20 protein-coding genes are annotated in these 16,478 nt (G+C 75.3%); 10 read left to right on the forward strand and 10 right to left on the reverse strand.

Annotation, left to right across the window (positions count from 1 at the left end):
- Positions 1 to 26: 26 nt before the first annotated feature.
- Positions 27 to 716, reverse strand: a complete 690-nt coding sequence (locus BLP29_RS13850) for an IclR family transcriptional regulator (protein ID WP_243469957.1) — start codon at positions 714 to 716, stop codon at positions 27 to 29.
- 81 nt (positions 717 to 797) lie between these two features.
- On the opposite strand from BLP29_RS13850, the gene leuC reads away from it, so the two are divergent.
- Both leuC and leuD read left to right on the forward strand, forming a co-directional pair.
- Complete coding sequence (leuC, locus tag BLP29_RS13855) at positions 798 to 2,210, forward strand: 3-isopropylmalate dehydratase large subunit (protein ID WP_092805406.1); 1,413 nt, start codon at positions 798 to 800, stop codon at positions 2,208 to 2,210.
- A gap of 2 nt (positions 2,211 to 2,212) precedes the next feature.
- Positions 2,213 to 2,806 carry a 3-isopropylmalate dehydratase small subunit gene (gene leuD, locus BLP29_RS13860; protein WP_092805408.1) on the forward strand — a complete coding sequence of 198 codons (594 nt, stop codon included), beginning with the start codon at positions 2,213 to 2,215 and terminating at the stop codon, positions 2,804 to 2,806.
- Positions 2,807 to 2,878: 72 nt separating this feature from the next.
- Here the strand turns inward: leuD and BLP29_RS13865 are convergent, their stop codons facing one another.
- From BLP29_RS13865 to BLP29_RS13880, 4 genes are all read right to left on the reverse strand, one after another.
- The gene (locus tag BLP29_RS13865) at positions 2,879 to 3,802 is read right to left on the reverse strand and encodes an NUDIX hydrolase (RefSeq protein ID WP_092805410.1); all 924 of its coding nucleotides are present in this window, start codon (positions 3,800 to 3,802) and stop codon (positions 2,879 to 2,881) included.
- The gene (locus BLP29_RS13870; RefSeq protein WP_092805412.1) at positions 3,786 to 5,858 is read right to left on the reverse strand and encodes an RNA degradosome polyphosphate kinase; all 2,073 of its coding nucleotides are present in this window, start codon (positions 5,856 to 5,858) and stop codon (positions 3,786 to 3,788) included. The genes BLP29_RS13865 and BLP29_RS13870 overlap by 17 nt, the downstream gene beginning before the upstream one ends.
- A gap of 37 nt (positions 5,859 to 5,895) precedes the next feature.
- Entirely contained in the window at positions 5,896 to 6,585 is a 690-nt protein-coding gene (locus BLP29_RS21295; protein ID WP_092805414.1) for a CofC family guanylyltransferase, read from the reverse strand.
- Between the two features lie 98 nt (positions 6,586 to 6,683).
- On the reverse strand, positions 6,684 to 7,061 hold the full coding sequence (locus BLP29_RS13880) for a hypothetical protein (RefSeq protein ID WP_092805416.1): 378 nt from the start codon (positions 7,059 to 7,061) through the stop codon (positions 6,684 to 6,686).
- A gap of 102 nt (positions 7,062 to 7,163) precedes the next feature.
- Here BLP29_RS13880 and BLP29_RS13885 point away from each other — a divergent pair, with 102 nt between their 5' ends.
- The 5 genes from BLP29_RS13885 to BLP29_RS13905 are packed head-to-tail and all read left to right on the forward strand — an operon-like array spanning position 7,164 to position 11,909.
- Complete coding sequence (locus BLP29_RS13885; protein ID WP_243469958.1) at positions 7,164 to 7,970, forward strand: lysophospholipid acyltransferase family protein; 807 nt, start codon at positions 7,164 to 7,166, stop codon at positions 7,968 to 7,970.
- Complete coding sequence (locus BLP29_RS13890; RefSeq protein ID WP_207798496.1) at positions 7,967 to 8,974, forward strand: NAD(P)H-dependent glycerol-3-phosphate dehydrogenase; 1,008 nt, start codon at positions 7,967 to 7,969, stop codon at positions 8,972 to 8,974. The genes BLP29_RS13885 and BLP29_RS13890 overlap by 4 nt, the downstream gene beginning before the upstream one ends.
- Positions 8,975 to 8,982: 8 nt before the next feature.
- Positions 8,983 to 10,113, forward strand: a complete 1,131-nt coding sequence (locus BLP29_RS13895; protein ID WP_092805666.1) for a cystathionine gamma-lyase — start codon at positions 8,983 to 8,985, stop codon at positions 10,111 to 10,113.
- Between the two features lie 24 nt (positions 10,114 to 10,137).
- Entirely contained in the window at positions 10,138 to 11,244 is a 1,107-nt protein-coding gene (locus BLP29_RS13900; RefSeq protein ID WP_092805418.1) for a D-alanine--D-alanine ligase family protein, read from the forward strand.
- Positions 11,241 to 11,909 (forward strand): DUF7373 family lipoprotein, encoded by a 669-nt coding sequence (locus tag BLP29_RS13905; RefSeq protein WP_092805420.1) that lies wholly within the window; start codon positions 11,241 to 11,243, stop codon positions 11,907 to 11,909. Before BLP29_RS13900 ends, BLP29_RS13905 begins: the two co-directional genes overlap by 4 nt.
- A 5-nt stretch (positions 11,910 to 11,914) precedes the next feature.
- Here BLP29_RS13905 and BLP29_RS13910 read toward each other — a convergent pair whose 3' ends face one another.
- From BLP29_RS13910 to BLP29_RS13920, 3 genes are all read right to left on the reverse strand, one after another.
- A complete protein-coding gene (locus tag BLP29_RS13910; RefSeq protein WP_092805422.1) occupies positions 11,915 to 12,301 on the reverse strand; it encodes a YchJ family protein in 387 nt (128 codons plus the stop codon).
- Positions 12,298 to 12,780 carry a DUF3515 family protein gene (locus BLP29_RS13915; RefSeq protein WP_243469959.1) on the reverse strand — a complete coding sequence of 161 codons (483 nt, stop codon included), beginning with the start codon at positions 12,778 to 12,780 and terminating at the stop codon, positions 12,298 to 12,300. Before BLP29_RS13915 ends, BLP29_RS13910 begins: the two co-directional genes overlap by 4 nt.
- A 140-nt stretch (positions 12,781 to 12,920) precedes the next feature.
- On the reverse strand, positions 12,921 to 13,154 hold the full coding sequence (locus tag BLP29_RS13920) for an Lrp/AsnC ligand binding domain-containing protein (protein WP_091065957.1): 234 nt from the start codon (positions 13,152 to 13,154) through the stop codon (positions 12,921 to 12,923).
- Positions 13,155 to 13,261: 107 nt separating this feature from the next.
- Here BLP29_RS13920 and BLP29_RS13925 point away from each other — a divergent pair, with 107 nt between their 5' ends.
- Genes BLP29_RS13925 through BLP29_RS13935 form a run of 3 tightly spaced genes read left to right on the forward strand, consistent with a single transcriptional unit; the run spans position 13,262 to position 15,409 of the window.
- Positions 13,262 to 14,284 carry a thiamine-phosphate kinase gene (locus BLP29_RS13925; protein ID WP_243469960.1) on the forward strand — a complete coding sequence of 341 codons (1,023 nt, stop codon included), beginning with the start codon at positions 13,262 to 13,264 and terminating at the stop codon, positions 14,282 to 14,284.
- Entirely contained in the window at positions 14,271 to 14,765 is a 495-nt protein-coding gene (locus BLP29_RS13930) for a GNAT family N-acetyltransferase (protein ID WP_092805428.1), read from the forward strand. Before BLP29_RS13925 ends, BLP29_RS13930 begins: the two co-directional genes overlap by 14 nt.
- Positions 14,765 to 15,409, forward strand: coding sequence for a cytidylate kinase-like family protein (locus tag BLP29_RS13935; RefSeq protein ID WP_092805430.1), 645 nt, complete (start codon positions 14,765 to 14,767; stop codon positions 15,407 to 15,409). Before BLP29_RS13930 ends, BLP29_RS13935 begins: the two co-directional genes overlap by 1 nt.
- Here BLP29_RS13935 and BLP29_RS13940 read toward each other — a convergent pair.
- Positions 15,381 to 15,998, reverse strand: a complete 618-nt coding sequence (locus BLP29_RS13940) for a TetR/AcrR family transcriptional regulator (RefSeq protein ID WP_092805432.1) — start codon at positions 15,996 to 15,998, stop codon at positions 15,381 to 15,383. The genes BLP29_RS13935 and BLP29_RS13940 overlap by 29 nt on opposite strands.
- Before the next feature lie 166 nt (positions 15,999 to 16,164).
- Positions 16,165 to 16,356, reverse strand: coding sequence for a 50S ribosomal protein L28 (gene rpmB / locus BLP29_RS13945; protein WP_092805434.1), 192 nt, complete (start codon positions 16,354 to 16,356; stop codon positions 16,165 to 16,167).
- Between the last annotated feature and the right edge of the window lie 122 nt (positions 16,357 to 16,478).

Here is a 16,478-nt window from a genome sequence, read left to right on the forward strand (position 1 = left end):
GGCCGTCCGGCGCCGGGGGAGGGCGCTCAGCGGACGGCGCGGCCGATGGCGACGGCGGCGTCGAGCACCGCGCCGACGACCTCGGGGCTGGGACGTCGGCCCAGGCGCTCGACCGGGCCGGACACCGACACCGCACCGAGGACGCCGCCGGTGGCGTCGCGCACCGGGGCCGACAGCGACGCCACGCCCGGTTCGCGCTCGGCGACGCTGTGCGCCCAGCCGCGCCGACGGACGTCCAGCAGCGTGCGGGCGGTGAACGAGGACGCCGGCAGCAGCGGGGTGACCTCGTCGGCGGGGGCGAAGGCGAGCAGCGCGTGCGCGGCCGACCCCGCGGTCATCGGCAGCCGGGCGCCGACCGGGACGGTGTCGCGCAGGCCGGTCAGGCGCTCGGCTGCGGCGACGCACACGCGGGTGGAGCCGTCGCGCACGTAGAACTGGGCGCTCTCGCCGCTGGCGTCGCGCAGGGTGACCAGGTGCCGGGTGGCGGCGTCGGCCAGCCGGTCGGCCAGGTCGGCACCGCCGCGGCCGAGCTCGGCCAGCGCTGCGCCGGGGGCCCAGGAGCCGTCGGGGAGGCGGCGCACCAGACGGTGGCCCTCGAGCGCGACGGCGAGCCGGTGGGCGGTGGCGCGGGGCAGGCCGGTGCGCTCGACGAGCTCGGCGAGGGTGGCCGGCTCGCCCGCCACGGCGTGCAGGATCGAGACCGCTTTGTCCAGCACGCCGACGGGGTTAGGCTGTCCCACGAGCTGATACTTGCATCCCACTCCATGAGATGCAACCGAGCCTGAGGAGGCGCAGCCGTGGGGCAGACCCTGGCGCAGAAGGTCTACGAGCAGCACGTGGTGCGGCGCACCGAGGGCGAGCCCGACCTTCTCTACATCGACCTGCACCTGGTGCACGAGGTCACCAGCCCGCAGGCCTTCGACGGGCTGCGGGCCGCCGGGCGCACCGTCCGCCGTCCCGACCTGACGATGTCCACCGAGGACCACAACGTCCCGACGACGAACCTGCTGGCCCCCATCGCCGACCCGGTCAGCCGGGCGCAGGTCGAGGCGCTGCGCAGCAACACCGCCGAGTTCGGCATCCGGCAGGCCCCCATGGGCACGCGCGACCAGGGCATCGTGCACGTGATCGGTCCGCAGCTGGGGCTCACCCAGCCGGGCATGACCATCGTGTGCGGCGACAGCCACACCTCCACGCACGGAGCGTTCGGCGCGCTGGCCTTCGGCATCGGCACCAGCGAGGTCGAGCACGTGCTGGCCACCCAGACGCTGACCCAGCGCCCGGCCAAGCAGATGTCGGTGCGGGTCGACGGCGAGCTGCCGGTGGGCGTGAGCGCGAAGGACGTCATCCTGGCCGTCATCGCCGAGATCGGCACCGGTGGCGGGCAGGGGCACGTCATCGAGTACCGCGGCAGCGCCATCGAGAAGCTGTCGATGGAGTCGCGCATGACGATCTGCAACATGTCCATCGAGGCCGGTGCCAAGGCCGGGCTGATCGCCCCCGACGAGACGACGTTCGCCTACCTGCAGGGCCGCGACCACGCCCCGACCGGCGCCGAGTGGGACGCCGCCGTCGCCGCCTGGCGCGAGCTGCGCACCGACGACGACGCCGTCTTCGACCGCGAGGTCGTCATCGACGCCGCGTCGCTGACCCCCTACGTCACCTGGGGCACCAACCCCGGCCAGGGCCTGCCGATCGGTGCCGCGGTGCCCGACCCGGCCTCGTTCGCCGACGAGTCCGAGCGCGACGCCGCGGAGTCGGCGCTGGCCTACATGGGCCTGACCGCGGGCACGCCGCTGCGCGAGATCAGCGTGGACACCGTCTTCCTGGGGTCGTGCACCAACGGCCGCATCGAGGACCTCCGGGTCGCCGCCGAGCTGCTGCGCGGCAACCACGTCGCCGCCGACACCCGCATGCTCGTCGTCCCCGGGTCGGTGTTCGTGAAGCAGCAGGCCGAGGAGGAGGGCCTGGACGCCGTCTTCACCGCCGCCGGCGCCGAGTGGCGCGGCGCGGGGTGCTCGATGTGCCTGGGCATGAACCCCGACCAGCTCGCCCCCGGTGAGCGGTCGGCCTCGACGTCCAACCGCAACTTCCAGGGCCGGCAGGGCAAGGGCGGCCGCACCCACCTGGTCTCGCCCGCCGTCGCCGCGGCCACCGCCATCACCGGGAAGCTCACCGCCCCGGCCGACCTCGTCCCCGCAGGAGCCTGAGCATGGACGCCTTCACCACCCACACCGGCACCGCCGCCCCGCTGCGGCGCAGCAACGTCGACACCGACCAGATCATCCCGGCCGAGTACCTCAAGCGGATCACCCGCACCGGGTTCGAGGACGGCCTGTTCGTCGCCTGGCGCACCAACGAGCCCGACTTCGTGCTCAACCAGCCGCAGTACGCGGGTGCCTCGATCCTGGTCGCCGGGCCGGACTTCGGCACCGGTTCCTCCCGGGAGCACGCCAACTGGGCGCTGCTGGACGGCGGCTTCCGGGTGGTCATCAGCGCCCGCTTCGCCGACATCTTCCGCAACAACTCGACCAAGTCCGGGCTGCTCACCGTGGTGCTGCCGCCCTCCGACGTCGAGGCGCTGCAGGACGCCTGCGAGACCGACCCGGCGCTGCCGGTGACCGTCGACCTGGTGGCGCGGGAGGTCCGCTGGGCCGACCGGGCGGTGGCCTTCGAGATCGACGACTACACCCGGTGGCGCCTGCTCGAGGGGCTCGACGACATCGGCCTCACCGAGCGGCACCTGGCCGACATCGACGCCTTCGAGGCAGCGAGGCCCAGCTGGAAGCCCCGCACCCTGGCCTGAGGCCCGACCCACCGCGGCCGCCGTCCCCACCCGGGGGCGGCGGCCTCGTCGGTCCCGGGGCGTCCCCGCAGGTCAGATGTCGGGGTCGGCGGGGAACTCGCGGTAGTAGTCGGCCAGCAGTGCGCCGGGGCGCCCGCCCAGCACCCACACGCTGCCCTTCGCCGACGGCGGCCACAGCGTGCCCGCGGTCCCCGGGTAGCGGACCCCCAGCGCCATCAGCACCGACGGGATCGCCCCGCCCTGGCTGCACACCAGGGTGACCCCCGGGCTCGGTCGCGGCTCCAACCAGCCCTCGACCAGGTCGATGCCGGCCTGCGGGTCGTCGCCGAAGCCGTCCTCGCCCAGCTCGGGCACCTCGGCCACGGGCAGGCCGAGCTGCTCCGCCAGCGGAGCCACGGTCCGGCGGCAGCGCAGCGGGGGAGCCGCCAGCACCTCGGTGGGGGCGAAGGCGGTGAGCACCTGGGCCAGCCGGCGGGCCTGGGTGCGCCCGCGGCCGTCGAGGGGGCGGAGGTCGTCGGGGCCGTCGAAGTCGGAGCGCTCGCCGGCGCTGGCGTGCCGCACGAGCACCAGGGTGGGGGTGCGGGGCACGTCGGTGCGCGCCAGGTCGGCCAGCACCGCCGCGTCGTGCGGGTGGGTGACCAGCGCCGACGCCTCGGGCACCGGCAGCCAGCGCAGCTCGTCGACCTCGTCGTTGGCCACGAAGTCGCCCCCGACGTGCTGCATCGTCCAGTAGTCGACCCGCTTGGGGCCGTGCCGGTGGGTGTAGCGGGTCTGCACGCTGCGCCGTCCGACGGCGACGTCCAGCCCGGTCTCCTCGCCGACCTCGCGGACGGCGGCCTGCAGGGCGTGCTCACCGGCGTCCAGCTTGCCCTTGGGCAGCGACCAGTCGTCGTACTTGGGCCGGTGCACGACGGCGGTCTCGAGCACCCCGCTCTCGCCCCGGCGCCAGACCGCCCCGCCGGCGGCCGGCTGCACCCGCTCAGCCAGCGAGCTCACCGGCCATGACCCGCGCCTGGAAGTCGTGCTGGCCGGTCTGCGTCCACGCGCCGTCGGCACCGAGCTGGAAGCTGCGGACGTCGTCGGCCATCGCGCCGTCGAACATGCGCTGCAGCTGGTCCTGGGCGTGCTGGTCGCTGATCCGCAGCAGCACCTCGACGCGGCGGTCGAGGTTGCGGTGCATGAGGTCGGCGCTGCCCAGCCACCACTCGGGCGAGCCGTCGTTGAGGAAGTTGCACACCCGCGAGTGCTCCAGGAAACGGCCGACGATCGAGCGCACCTTGATGTTCTCGCTCAGCCCGGGGACCTGCGGCCGCAGCGCGCAGATGCCGCGGATCCACAGCTCGACGGGCACCCCGGCGGCCGAGGCCTCGTAGAGGGCGTCGATCAGCTGCTCGTCGACCAGCGAGTTCACCTTGATCCGGATGCCGGACGGGCGGCCCTCGGCGGCGTGCCGGGCCTCGCGGCGGATCTTCTCCAGCAGGCCGGCGCGGATGCCGTGCGGGGCCACGAGCAGCGAGCGGTAGGTGGTCTGCCGCGAGTAGCCGGTGAGGGTGTTGAACAGGTCGGTGAGGTCGGCCCCCACCCGCGGGTCGGCGGTGAGGATGCCGAGGTCCTCGTAGATGCGGGCGGTCTTCGGGTTGTAGTTGCCGGTGCCGATGTGGCAGTACCGCCGCAGGACGCCGTTCTCCCGCCGCACCACGAGCGCGGTCTTGCAGTGGGTCTTGAGGCCCACCAGGCCGTAGACGACGTGGCAGCCCGCACGCTCGAGCGTCTTGGCCCAGCTGATGTTGGCCTCCTCGTCGAACCGGGCCTTGATCTCGACCAGCACGACGACCTGCTTGCCGGCCTCGGCGGCCTCGATGAGCGCCTGCACGATGGGGGAGTCACCCGAGGTGCGGTAGAGCGTCTGCTTGATCGCCAGCACGTGCGGGTCGGCGGCGGCCTGCTCGATGAACCGCTGCACGCTGGTGGCGAACGAGTCGTAGGGGTGGTGCACCAGCACGTCACCCTCGCGCAGGGTGGCGAAGAAGCTCTTGGGGGCCTCGCCGTCGGTCAGCCGCGGGTGCGTGCCGGGGACGAACGGCTCGTCCTTGAGCTCGGGCCGGTCCAGGCCGTACAGGGCCATGAGCGAGGCCAGGTCGAGCAGGCCGGGCACGTGCAGCACGTCGACGGGGGAGACCTCGAGCTCGTGCATGAGCACGTCGAGGATCTGCGGGTCCATCGAGTCGGTGACCTCCAGCCGGACGGCGGGGCCGAACCGGCGGCGCTGCAGCTCGCGCTCGAGGGCCTGCAGGAGGTCCTCGTCGCGGTCCTCCTCCACCTCGACGTCGGCGTTGCGGGTGACCCGGAACAGGTGCTGGTCGATGACGTCGAGCCCGGGGAACAGCTGCCCGATGTGGGCGGAGATGAGGTCCTCGAGCGGCAGGAAGACCGAGTCGTCGTCCTCGGTGTGCACGGGGACGAACCGCGGCACGTTGTCGGGCACCTTGACGCGGGCGAAGCGCGGCGAGCCGCTCTCGGGGTCGCGCACGCTCACCGCGAGGTTCAGCGACAGGCCCGAGATGTAGGGGAACGGGTGCGCCGGGTCGACGGCCAGCGGGGTCAGCACCGGGAAGACCTGGTCGCGGAAGTACTCACGCAACCGCATCGACTCGCCGTCGCCCACCTCGCCCCAGTGCACGATGCGGATGCCGTTCTCGGCCAGCCGCGGCAGCACGTCGTCGACGAACACCCCCGCGTGCCGGGCGACGAGCTCCTGCGTGCGGGCGGCGATGCGGGTCAGCTGCTCGCGGATCGTGAGGCCGTCGGGGGAGCGCACGGTGAGGCCCGTGTTCTGCCGGCGCTTGAGACCCGCGATGCGCACCATGAAGAACTCGTCGAGGTTGCTGGCGAAGATCGACAGGAACTTCACGCGCTCGAGCAGCGGCGCCTCGGCGTCCTCGGCCAGCTCCAGCACGCGGGCGTTGAAGTCCAACCACGAGAGTTCGCGGTTGAGGAACCGGTCGGGGTGCTGGCCGGTGGCGAGGGCGGTCTCTGTCGAGGTGTCGGACACCCCGGCATTCTCGCCTACCCAGGTGAACAGCTGGTGATCACGCACAGGCGCGCGGTGCACGACCCGTGGTGCGGGGGCCGCAGCCCAGGTCGAGGGCTTGCGCGAGGTGGGCGGGGGTGTCGACGTCGCGCCGCAGACCCGGCCAGTCGCCCACCAGCGGCACCGCCCCGGACGCCGCGTGCGCCGCCGCGGACCCCGGTCCGAAGGACGGCGCCAGCTCGCCGGCGGTGACGGCCAGGAGCACGGTCCCGGTGCCCTCGGCGTCGGCGACGAACGACCGGGGGACGGCGCCCGCACGGCCGAGGGCCTCGGCCAGCTCGGCCGGGCGCAGCGCCGGCAGGTCCGAGTGCAGCGCGGCGATGCGGACGTCGGTCCGTGCGCCGTGCACGGTGCGGACGGCGGCGCCGACGGCAGCGGCGGGGTCCACCGCTGCGGCAGCACGGACCGCGGCAGCACGGACGGCGGCAGCGCCCTGCGCGAGTGCGGCGTTCAGGCCGGCCGGGGCGCCACCGACCACGCCCGCCCCGATCCCGGTGGCCACGGCGGCGGCACGCGGATCGTCGGTGACCACCCAGAGGTCGGCGACCGCCGGGCAGGCCGCGACGGCCTCGAGGGTGTCACCGAGCAGGGCGAGCACGAGGTCCTCGTGGCGGGGACCGGGGGTGCCGAGGCGGGTCTTCGCGCCGGTCAGGCCCTTCGCGGGGACGACGACGGACCAGCGCTGCACACCTGCCACGTTCCCACAGCCCGCGGGGCGACGCGGCCGCCCACGGCCCGGCTGGCCGACTCGACGCCGCCGGCCGTCGTCCGGTGCTGGATCCCTGGTCAGCCGAACAGGACGGTGTTCAGCTCCGCACCGGCCGGGGTGAGGAACCAGACCACCACGGCCAGCGACAGCACGGCCACGGCGGCGTAGGTGAGCACCGCGGCCCGGGACACCGTGTCCCGGCGCTGCGCGTAGGACAGCAGCGCGAACGAGCTGGCCACGAACCCGGCCAGCGCGCCGAGCAGCGCCAGCACCGGGGACAGGAACTCGACCAGGCCGACGTCGCCGACCGACCCGGACCCGCTCACCCACGGCAGCACCGCGGACCCGGCGTAGAGCGCCGCCGGGGCCACCACGACGGCGGTGACGGCGGCTCGTCGCCGGCCGCTCGGCGACCAGGTGGGGGTGCGGGGGCTGAGCTCGGTCCAGACGGCCACCGGGACAACCTGGCCGCACCGTCTCCCGGAGTCAACACCCCTGGGGGTAGCTGACCGACCCCGTTCCGCCGGGGGCGTGGTGCGACGGGGCAGACTGGCCGGGTGAGCGTCGACGTCGACTGTGCCCCGGGCACGTCCTGGCCCCGGCGGCGGTGGCGGCCGCGCCCCTCCCTGGACTGGTCGCTGCGCATGTGCCTGGCCGTCGTCTGGCCCGTGACCGGCCTGCTGTACGACCTCCACCTCCGGCACGCCGAGCGCATCCCCGCCTCCGGCGGCGTCCTGCTGGTCGCCAACCACGTCTCGGTGCTCGACCCGCTGGCCTGCGCGATGCTGGTCTACGACGCCGGCCGCGTCCCGCGCTTCCTGGCCAAGGCCGCCGTCTTCCAGGGCCTGGCCGGCACCATCCTGCGTGCCGCCGGCCAGATCCCGGTCCACCGCGGCACGTCGGCCGCCCAGTCGTCGATGGGCGCCGCCGAGGACGCCCTCGCCGCCGGGGAGGTCGTGATCATCTACCCCGAGGGCTCGGTGACCCGCGACCCCGCCTGGTGGCCGATGGAACCCCGCAGCGGCGCCGCCCGGCTGGCCCTCACCACCGACGCCGTCGTGGTCCCGCTCGCCCAGTGGGGCCCGCAGCGGGTGCACGACTACCACGAGAAGAAGCTGCACCTGCGGCTGCGCACCCGCGCCGACTACCTCGTCGGCGAGCCCGTGGAGCTCGACGACCTGCGCGCCCGCGTCCGCGCCGGTGCCCCGATCTCGGCGGACCTGCTGCGCGAGACCACCGACCGGCTCATGGGCCAGGTGCGCACCCAGCTCGGCGAGGTGCGCGGGCAGACGCCACCGCTGGCCGTCCACCCACGCCCGGGACGCACCGCCGGCGACCTGCCCGGCGCGGCGGGCGCCGCGTGACCCGCACCGTCGTGCGGGCGGCCGTGCTCAGCGCCGGCAGCTGGGGGACGACGTTCGCCAAGGTGCTCGCCGACGCCGGCTCCGAGGTCTCGCTGTACGCCCGCCGTCCCGAGCTGGCCGAGGCCATCACCGCCGACCGCGAGAACGCCGACTACCTGCCCGGCGTCGCGCTGCCCGACCGCATCACCGCCACCGCCGACCCCGCCCAGGCGCTGGCCGGTGCCGACCTGGTCGTGCTCAGCATCCCCTCGCAGTCGCTGCGCCAGAACCTCGCCGACTGGGCCGCGCACATCCCCGCGCAGGCCACCCTGCTGTCGCTGATGAAGGGCATCGAGCTGGGCAGCACGCGGCGGATGAGCGAGGTGGTCTGCGAGGTCACCGGTGCCTCACCCGACCGCGTCGCCGTGCTCAGCGGGCCCAACCTCGCCCGCGAGATCGCCGAGCAGCAGCCGGCGGCCACCGTCGTCGCCTGCACCGACCCCGACCGGCTCGAGGCCCTGCAGGCGGCCTGCCACACCCGCTACTTCCGGCCCTACACCAACCCCGACGTCGTCGGCTGCGAGCTCGGCGGCGCGGTCAAGAACGTCATCGCGCTGGCCGCCGGCGTCGCCGAGGGCCTCGGCTTCGGCGACAACACCCGGGCCTCGCTCATCACCCGCGGCCTGGCCGAGACCGCCCGGCTCGGGCAGGCACTGGGCGCCGACCCCCTCACCTTCGCCGGTCTGGCCGGGCTGGGCGACCTCGTGGCCACCTGCTCCTCGCCGCTGTCGCGCAACCGCACCTTCGGCGAGCACCTCGGGCGCGGCATGAGCATCGAGGAGACGGTCGCGGCCACCAAGCAGACCGCCGAGGGCGTGAAGTCGTGCCGGTCGGTGCTCGACCTGGCCCGCGCCCACGGCGTCGACGTGCCCATCACCGAGGCCGTCGTCCGGGTGTGCCACGAGGGCGAGTCCCCGGCCCAGATGGTCCGGGAGATCATGAGCCGGGAGGCGAAGAGCGAGTGAACGACCCGATGGCCTGGTCCGACGCCACGCAGGTGGTGCGCGGCGGCGACGAACCGGTCGTCCCGGGCACCCCGCTGCGCCCCAGCCCCGTGTTCGCCGCGCCGTACCACCTGGGCGAGGACCCGCTGGCGGCCGACTTCTACGCCCGCCCCGGGCACCCCACCCTGCGGGTGCTGGAACGGGCCATCGGCGACCTCGACCGCGGCGACTGCCTGGTCTTCGCCACCGGCATGGCGGCCATCAGCGCCGCGGTCCTGTCGGTCGTCGGGGCCGGCGACCGCGTCGTCATCCCCAGCGACGGCTACTACCAGACCCGCGCCCTGGGGGCCGCCGACCTCTCCCGCTTCGGCGTCGTGGTCGAGCAGGTGCCCACGCTGGAGATCGCCGACGTCGCCGCCCGCGGTGACCTCGAGGGCGCGGCCTTCGTCCTGCTGGAGACGCCGTCCAACCCCGAGCTCGACGTCTGCGACATCGCCGCCGTCGCCGCCGCCACGCGGGCCGCGGGCGCGGTCCTGGCCGTCGACAACACCACGGCCACCCCGCTGGGCCAGCGCCCGCTCGAGCTGGGTGCCGACCTGACCCTGGCCGCCGACACCAAGGCGCTCACCGGGCACAGCGACCTGCTCATGGGGCACGTCTCCACCGCCCGCACCGAGCGCGGGCGCGAGCTGTACACCCGGCTCAAGGGCTGGCGCGACCGCACGGGCAACGGCCCCGGCGCCTTCGACGCCTGGCTCGCGCACCGCTCGCTGTCCACCCTCGACCTGCGGCTGGCCCGCCAGGCGCAGACCGCGGCCGCCGTCGCCGAGCTGCTGGCCGACCACCCCGCCGCCACCGGCGTGCGCTGGCCCGGCCGGGTGGGCGACCCGTCGTACGCGATCGCGGCGCGGCAGATGCGGCGCATGAACGGCGTCGTCTCGGCGACCCTGGCCGACGAGGCCGCCGTCCACGCCCTGGTGCGGCACAGCCGGCTGTGGCTGGCCGCGACCAGCTTCGGCGGGGTGCACTCGAGCGTCGACCGCCGCGCGCAGTGGGGTGGGGACGCAGTCCCGGCCGGGTTCGTGCGGTTCTCCTGCGGGATCGAGGACACCGACGACCTCGTGGCCGACCTCGGCGCCGCGCTCGACGCGGTGACCTGACCCCGGCCAGTAGGGTCGCGGACGATGAACGGGACACGCAGGACCAGGGTCGCCGTCCTCTTCGGGGGGCGCAGCGCCGAGCACGCGATCTCCTGCGTCTCCGCCGGCAGCGTCATGGCCGCGATGGACCCCGAGCGCTACGAGGTCGTCCCCGTCGGCATCACCCGCGAGGGCGGCTGGGTGCTGCACGACGGCGCCGGGCTGACCATCGAGGGCGGTCGGCTGCCCGAGGTCACCGGGGGGGCGTCGGTCGCCCTCGTCGGTGACCCCGCCGGTCGCGGGCTGCTGCGGCTGGGGGACGACGCGCCCGTGATCGGCGTCGACGTCGTCCTCCCGGTGCTGCACGGCGCCTACGGCGAGGACGGCACGGTCCAGGGCCTGCTGGAGATGAGCGGCCTGCCCTACGTGGGCTCCGGGGTGTTCGCCTCCGCGGCGAGCATGGACAAGGAGTTCACCAAGAAGCTGCTCACCGCCGCCGGCATCGAGCAGGGCGACCACGTCGTGCTGCGCGACGCCGCCGGGGCCCTCACCACCGACCCGGCCGCCCTCACGCAGGAGCAGCGGGACCGCCTGGGCCTCCCGGTGTTCGTCAAGCCCTCCCGAGCCGGGTCGAGCATCGGCATCACCAAGGTCGCCGACTGGGCCGACTTCGACGCCGCCGTGGCCACCGCCGCCGCCGTCGACACCAAGGTCGTGGTCGAGGCCGCCGTCGCCGGGCGCGAGGTCGAGTGCGGCGTGCTGGCCGCGGTGGACGGCGGGCTGCCCGACACCAGCCTGCCCGCCGAGATCAAGCTCAAGGCCGGGGTCGACTGGTACGACTTCGACGCCAAGTACCTCGACGACGCCGTCGACTTCGACGTCCCCGCCGACCTCACCCCCGAGCAGACCGCCGCGGTGCAGGAGGTCTCGCGCCGGGCCTACCTGGCCCTGGACTGCCGGGGCCTGGCGCGGGTGGACTTCTTCCTGGGCACCGACCCCGCCACCGGCGCCGACCGGCTGGTGGTCAACGAGGTGAACACCATGCCCGGCTTCACGCCGATCTCGATGTTCCCGCGCATGTGGGCGGCCAGCGGCGTGCCCTACCCGGAGCTGGTGGACCGGCTGGTCGCCGGCGCCCTGACCCGGGGGTGATCCGCCGCTCCGCCCGGAGGACGGTCGCGCTGGCCCCCGCGCTGGCCCCCGTTCTGATCCTGGTGCTGACCGGGTGCGCCTCGTCGGTCGAGGGCGCGGCCAGCCCCGCCGCCACCGCGTCGGTGGCCGACCTGCCCACCGACGTCGAGGGCCTGGGCGCGGCCGTGGTCACCGACGTGCCCTCGGGCCTGCCCCGGCTGCCCGACGAGGAGCTCGACCCACCGGCCGGGGCCAAGACCCTCGAGGACGTCGCCGGCTACGCCGAGGACGCCGACCGTGAGGCGCAGGTGCTCGACGACTACGGCTACCGCTGGGGCTGGGAGCGGTTCTGGGGCCGGGAACAGCAGCTGACGTCGGTGTTCCTCGACCAGTTCGAGGGCCCGACCGGGGCGGCCTCCTACGCCGCCGACCTCGCCCGCAACGACACCGGGTTCTACGGCGGCAACCCCGACCGCGACCCCGACGACCTGCCGCCCGGCTGCGCCACCCTCGCCGTCGAGGACCCCGACGCCGACACCGGGCTGCAGGGCCCGGCCGCCTTCGCCTGGTGCGCCCACGGACCCTTCACCGTGTCGGTCGCGGTGGTCGCCGACTCCACCGACACCGCGCACCAGCAGGTCGTCGAGCTCGTCGACGCCCAGCTCGCCCGACTGCCCCGCGGCTGACCGGCTCAGCCGGCGGCGACGCCGTCGAGGTAGTGCCAGCGGCCGCCGACCCTGGTGAAGCGGCTGCGCTCGTGCTGCGCGCCGCGCACGCCGTCGACGACGTAGGAGGCCCGGAACTCGACCTCGCCCTCGGCGGCCAGCAGCCCACCGGCCACGACGTCGAGCACGTCGAGGCCCAGCCAGCGCACGTCGCCGTCCAGCTCGAGGGCCGGCGGGCGGGTGTCCGGGTGCCAGGTGGCCAGCAGGTGGTCGACGTCCCCCAGCACGAAGGCGGTGTACCGCGACCGCATGAGCGCCTCGGCCGTGGGCGCGGTGGAGGCGGCCCCGCTGAGGTACCGCCCGCAGCACTCGTCGAGGGGCAGCCCCGTGCCGCACGGGCAGCGCGTGCTCACGCAGCCGGGATGGCGCCGACGATCAGCGGACCCAGCACGGCTGCGGCGGCACCGTCCGTGCTCGCCGGGATGCGCAGCTCGACGGCGGCCTGCCGACCCACGGTGCGCCACACGTTGACCGTGGGGTCGGACGTGTCGACCCACCAGGTCAGATCGGTGACGGTGACCAGCAGACCGTCCGGGGGGACCACCGGCTGGTCGATGCCGCAGACCAGCGTCGTCGCCGGGTCGCCCCAGGCGTAGGCGTACGGCGAGTCCGAGGCCACCCGGCGGGACGGATCACCGACGAGGTCCAGCGGGAGCTGGCTCATCAGGGCGGGGCAGGCGGCGTCGGCCTCGGCCGTGATCGGCGGGGTCGCCACCTCGACCGGGCTCTCGTCGCGCTGGGCCGGGGTCGCCCCGGTGACGGCGGCCGCGCCGTCGCCGGCGTCGGAGCCGTCGGGCCCGAGGACGCGGATCAGCACCAGCAGTGCGACCACCACGGGGACCGCGACCGCCGTCGCCACCAGCGCCGCGCGGCGGGTGGGGTCACCCGCCGCACGGGGCGCGGCGTCGTCGGTCTGCGTCGTGCCCGGACCGTCGTCGGCCGGGTCCTGCTCGTCGCTCAGGGCACTCGACCTCAGAGGTTGACGACCGGGCAGGTGAGGGTGCGGGTGATGCCGTCGACCGACTGCACCCGGGCCACCACGAGGCGGCCGAGCTCGTCGACCGAGCCGGCCTCGGCCCGCACGATGACGTCGTAGGGGCCGGTGACGTCCTCGGCCTTGGTGACGCCGGCGATCCCGCTGATGGTCTGGGCGACCGCGGCGGCCTTGCCGACTTCGGTCTGGATCAGGATGTAGGCGTGGACCACGGGAGAACCTTCTTCGGGCAGGGCGGCGGTGCCGCCATCGGGCACGGCGGTCGAGCCGCCGGAGCACGGACAGGACGGCAACGTACCCCAGCGCACGGGGGCGGGCGGTGACTCGCCCCCGTCCCGGGACGCCCCCCGACGACGGCGACACGGTGGCGGCGGTGGGGGAGTTCGGCGTCGTCGACCGCGTGCTGGCCCGGGCGGGCACGGCCGCGGCCGCGCTGGTTGGTCCCGGCGACGACGCCGCGGTCGTCCGGGCGCCCGACGCCCGCGTGGTGGCCAGCACCGACGTGCTGGTCGAGGGCCGGCACTTCCGACGGGACTGGTCCTCCGCCGAGGACGTCGGGCACAAGGCCGCGGCGGCCAACCTCGCCGACGTCGCCGCCATGGGCGCCGTCCCGACCGCCCTGCTGGTGGGTCTGGCGTGCCCTGCGGACACCCCGCTCGCCTGGCTCGAGGGCGTCGCCGTGGGCATGGCGGCGGAGTGTGCGCCGCACGGGGCCGCCGTCGTCGGCGGGGACACCGTGGCCAGCGCGCCCGACAGCTCGGCGGTCGTGCTGTCGGTGACGGTGCTCGGCGACCTGCAGGGCCGCACCCCGGTCACCCGGGACGGCGCCCGGCCCGGGGACGTCGTCGCGGTCGCCGGCCGGCTGGGCTGGTCGGCGTGCGGGTGGGCCGTGCTCCGTCGCGGCTTCACCTCCCCGGCCGCCGCCGTGGCCGCGCACCGCCGGCCGGCCCCGCCCTACGCGGCGGGTCCGGCCGCGGCGGACGCGGGCGCCACCGCCATGTGCGACGTCAGCGACGGTCTGCTGGCCGACGCCGGGCACATCGCCGCGGCCTCCGGCGCGGTGCTGCACCTGGACCGCGGCACGCTGGCCTCCTTCGTCGACCCCGCCGGGCCACTGGCCCAGGTGGCCGCGGCCCTGGGCGGGGACCCGCTGGCCTGGGTGCTCACCGGCGGCGAGGACCACGCGATCCTGGCGACCTTCCCGGCCGCCGCCGACCTGCCGGCCGGCTTCACCCGCATCGGCGTCGTCGAGGACGGCGTCCCCGGGGTCATGGTGGATGGCGTCGCCGCGGCCGACGTCGCCGAGGGGCTGGGGGAGAGCGCAGGCCATGTGCACTTCTGAGGGCGCGCTGGTGCTGCGGCCGGCCGGCTACGACGACCCGCAGGTGCAGCTGCTGGTGGAGGCCGTGCAGCAGGAGTACGTCGTGCGCTACGGCGGCCGCGACGCGATGGAGGTCGACCCGGGGGAGGTGCTGCCGCCCCGGGGCCTGCTGCTGCTCGCCGAGCTCGACGGGCGGGCCGTCGGCTGCGGCGCGTGGCGGGTGCACGACGCCGGGACCGTGGAGGTCAAGCGCATGTACGTCGCGCCCGCGGCCCGACGTCGCGGTGTCGCCGACCGGGTGCTGGCCGCCCTGGAGCAGTCGGCGCGCACGGCCGGGCACCGGCGCGTCGTGCTCAACACGGGGGACCGTCAGCCGGAGGCCCTGGCGCTGTACGCCCGCGCCGGGTACACACCGGTGGCCGGGTACGGCGTCTACGCCGACGCCCCCGGTGCGGTGTTCCTCGGGAAGTCGTTGGAGCTGGACCGGGAGGGTGGGGCCTGATGGGGATCGTCACGGTGTCGGCGACGTTCGGCTGCGGGGGCGCCGACATCGCGCCCGCGGTGGCCGCCCGGCTGGGGCTGCCGTTCCACGACCGGGCCATCCCGGCCCAGGTGGCCCTGCGCATGGGGGTGCCGGTCGAGGAGGCCGAGGCCAACGACGAGAGCGTCGTGCGCGGCCTGTGGCGGGTCGTGGCGTCCCTGGGCACGATGCCGGACCCGGTCGGCGGGGTGCTGCCGGGCGCGGGCGTGCCCGACGAGCGCACGTTCCGGGTGCACACCGAGCACGTGCTGACCGAGCTGGCCGACAGCACGGGCGGGGTGGTCCTCGGCCGCGCGGCCGCCATCGTGCTGCGCGACCGGCCCGACGCCCTGCACGTGCGGCTGGACGGCCCGCCCGAACGGCGGCTGGCCGCCGCGGTCGCCCACCTGGGCCGCCCGGAGGACGAGGTCCGGCGCGAGCTGCAGGCCGCCGACCGGGCCCGGGCCGCCTACGTGCGGCACTACCACCGCTGCGACCCGGCCGAGGCCCGGCTCTACCACCTGGTCGTGGACTCCACCGCCTTCGACCACGACCTGGTCGTGGACCTCGTGGTGGCCGCCGCCCACGCCCGCGGGATCAGCGGGGGGTCAGCAGCGGGAGCATGACGTCGTCGACGACCGAGCGCGTCAGCTCGTCGTCCAGGGGCCGGCCCAGCAGCAGCCAGCGCTGCATCACCACGGCCGGCCCGGCCTCGGACGCGGCGGTGCCCAGCCGGGCCGGATCGACCTCGCCGCGGGCGACGGCCGCGCCCAGGACGGCGACGAACGCGTCGCGCCAGACGCCCAGCGAGCCCTCGCGGAAGGCGGTGGCCAGGTCCGGCTCGTGCGCGAGGACCCCGATGACCGCACGCGAGGCGTCGCCCAGCGGACCGCGCAGCGTGGCCACCATCGCGCCGACGACCTCGACCAGGTCCCCGCGCAGCGACCCGGTGTCGGGCACGGTCACCTCACCGGAGTTCAGCTCGCCGATCGTCTCGGCGACCATCTGCACCCGGGAGGACCAGCGCCGGTAGATGCTGGCCTTGCCCACCCGGGCCCGGGCCGCGACGGCGTCCATGGACACGCCGTCCCACCCGCGCTCGGCCAGCAGCTCGAGGACGACGCCCTTCACGGCCTCGTCGACGGCCGGGTCGCGGCGCCGGCCGGGGCGGAGCGGGGTGTCGGCGGTGGGTTCGGGGTCACGACGGAACTGCACCGCGCCACGTTATCCGTCGCACCTGGGGACCCCGCGTGGGCCGGCCCCCCGCGGGGTCACCGGAGCCGTCCCCGCGGACGAGGTGCCCGCGGACGCCGACGACCCCGGCCGCCAGGGGCGACCGGGGTCGAGGGTGCAGTCGTGCCGGGCCCCGGGGGGCCGGCGGTCAGGCGCGGGTCAGCTTGCCCGCACGGATGCAGCTGGTGCAGGCGTTCACGCGACGGCGGGTGCCGTTGCCGATGATGGCCCGGACCGACTGGATGTTCGGGTTCCAACGACGCGGCGTCCGGCGGTGCGAGTGCGACACCGACATGCCGAATCCGGGGCCCTTGCCACACACGTCGCAGACGGCAGCCACGGTGGATCACTCCTAGAGAAGAACGTTCAGAAGGCGCGGGGACGGGTCACCCGCGCAGATTGCCTGTCCACTGTAGCCGGTCGGACCCGGCGGTGTCCGCCGGGTCCGGGGTGTCGGTGCCC

It is taken from the genome of Klenkia marina (genome assembly GCF_900101025.1).
Classification (GTDB): Bacteria; Actinomycetota; Actinomycetes; order Mycobacteriales; family Geodermatophilaceae; genus Klenkia; species Klenkia marina.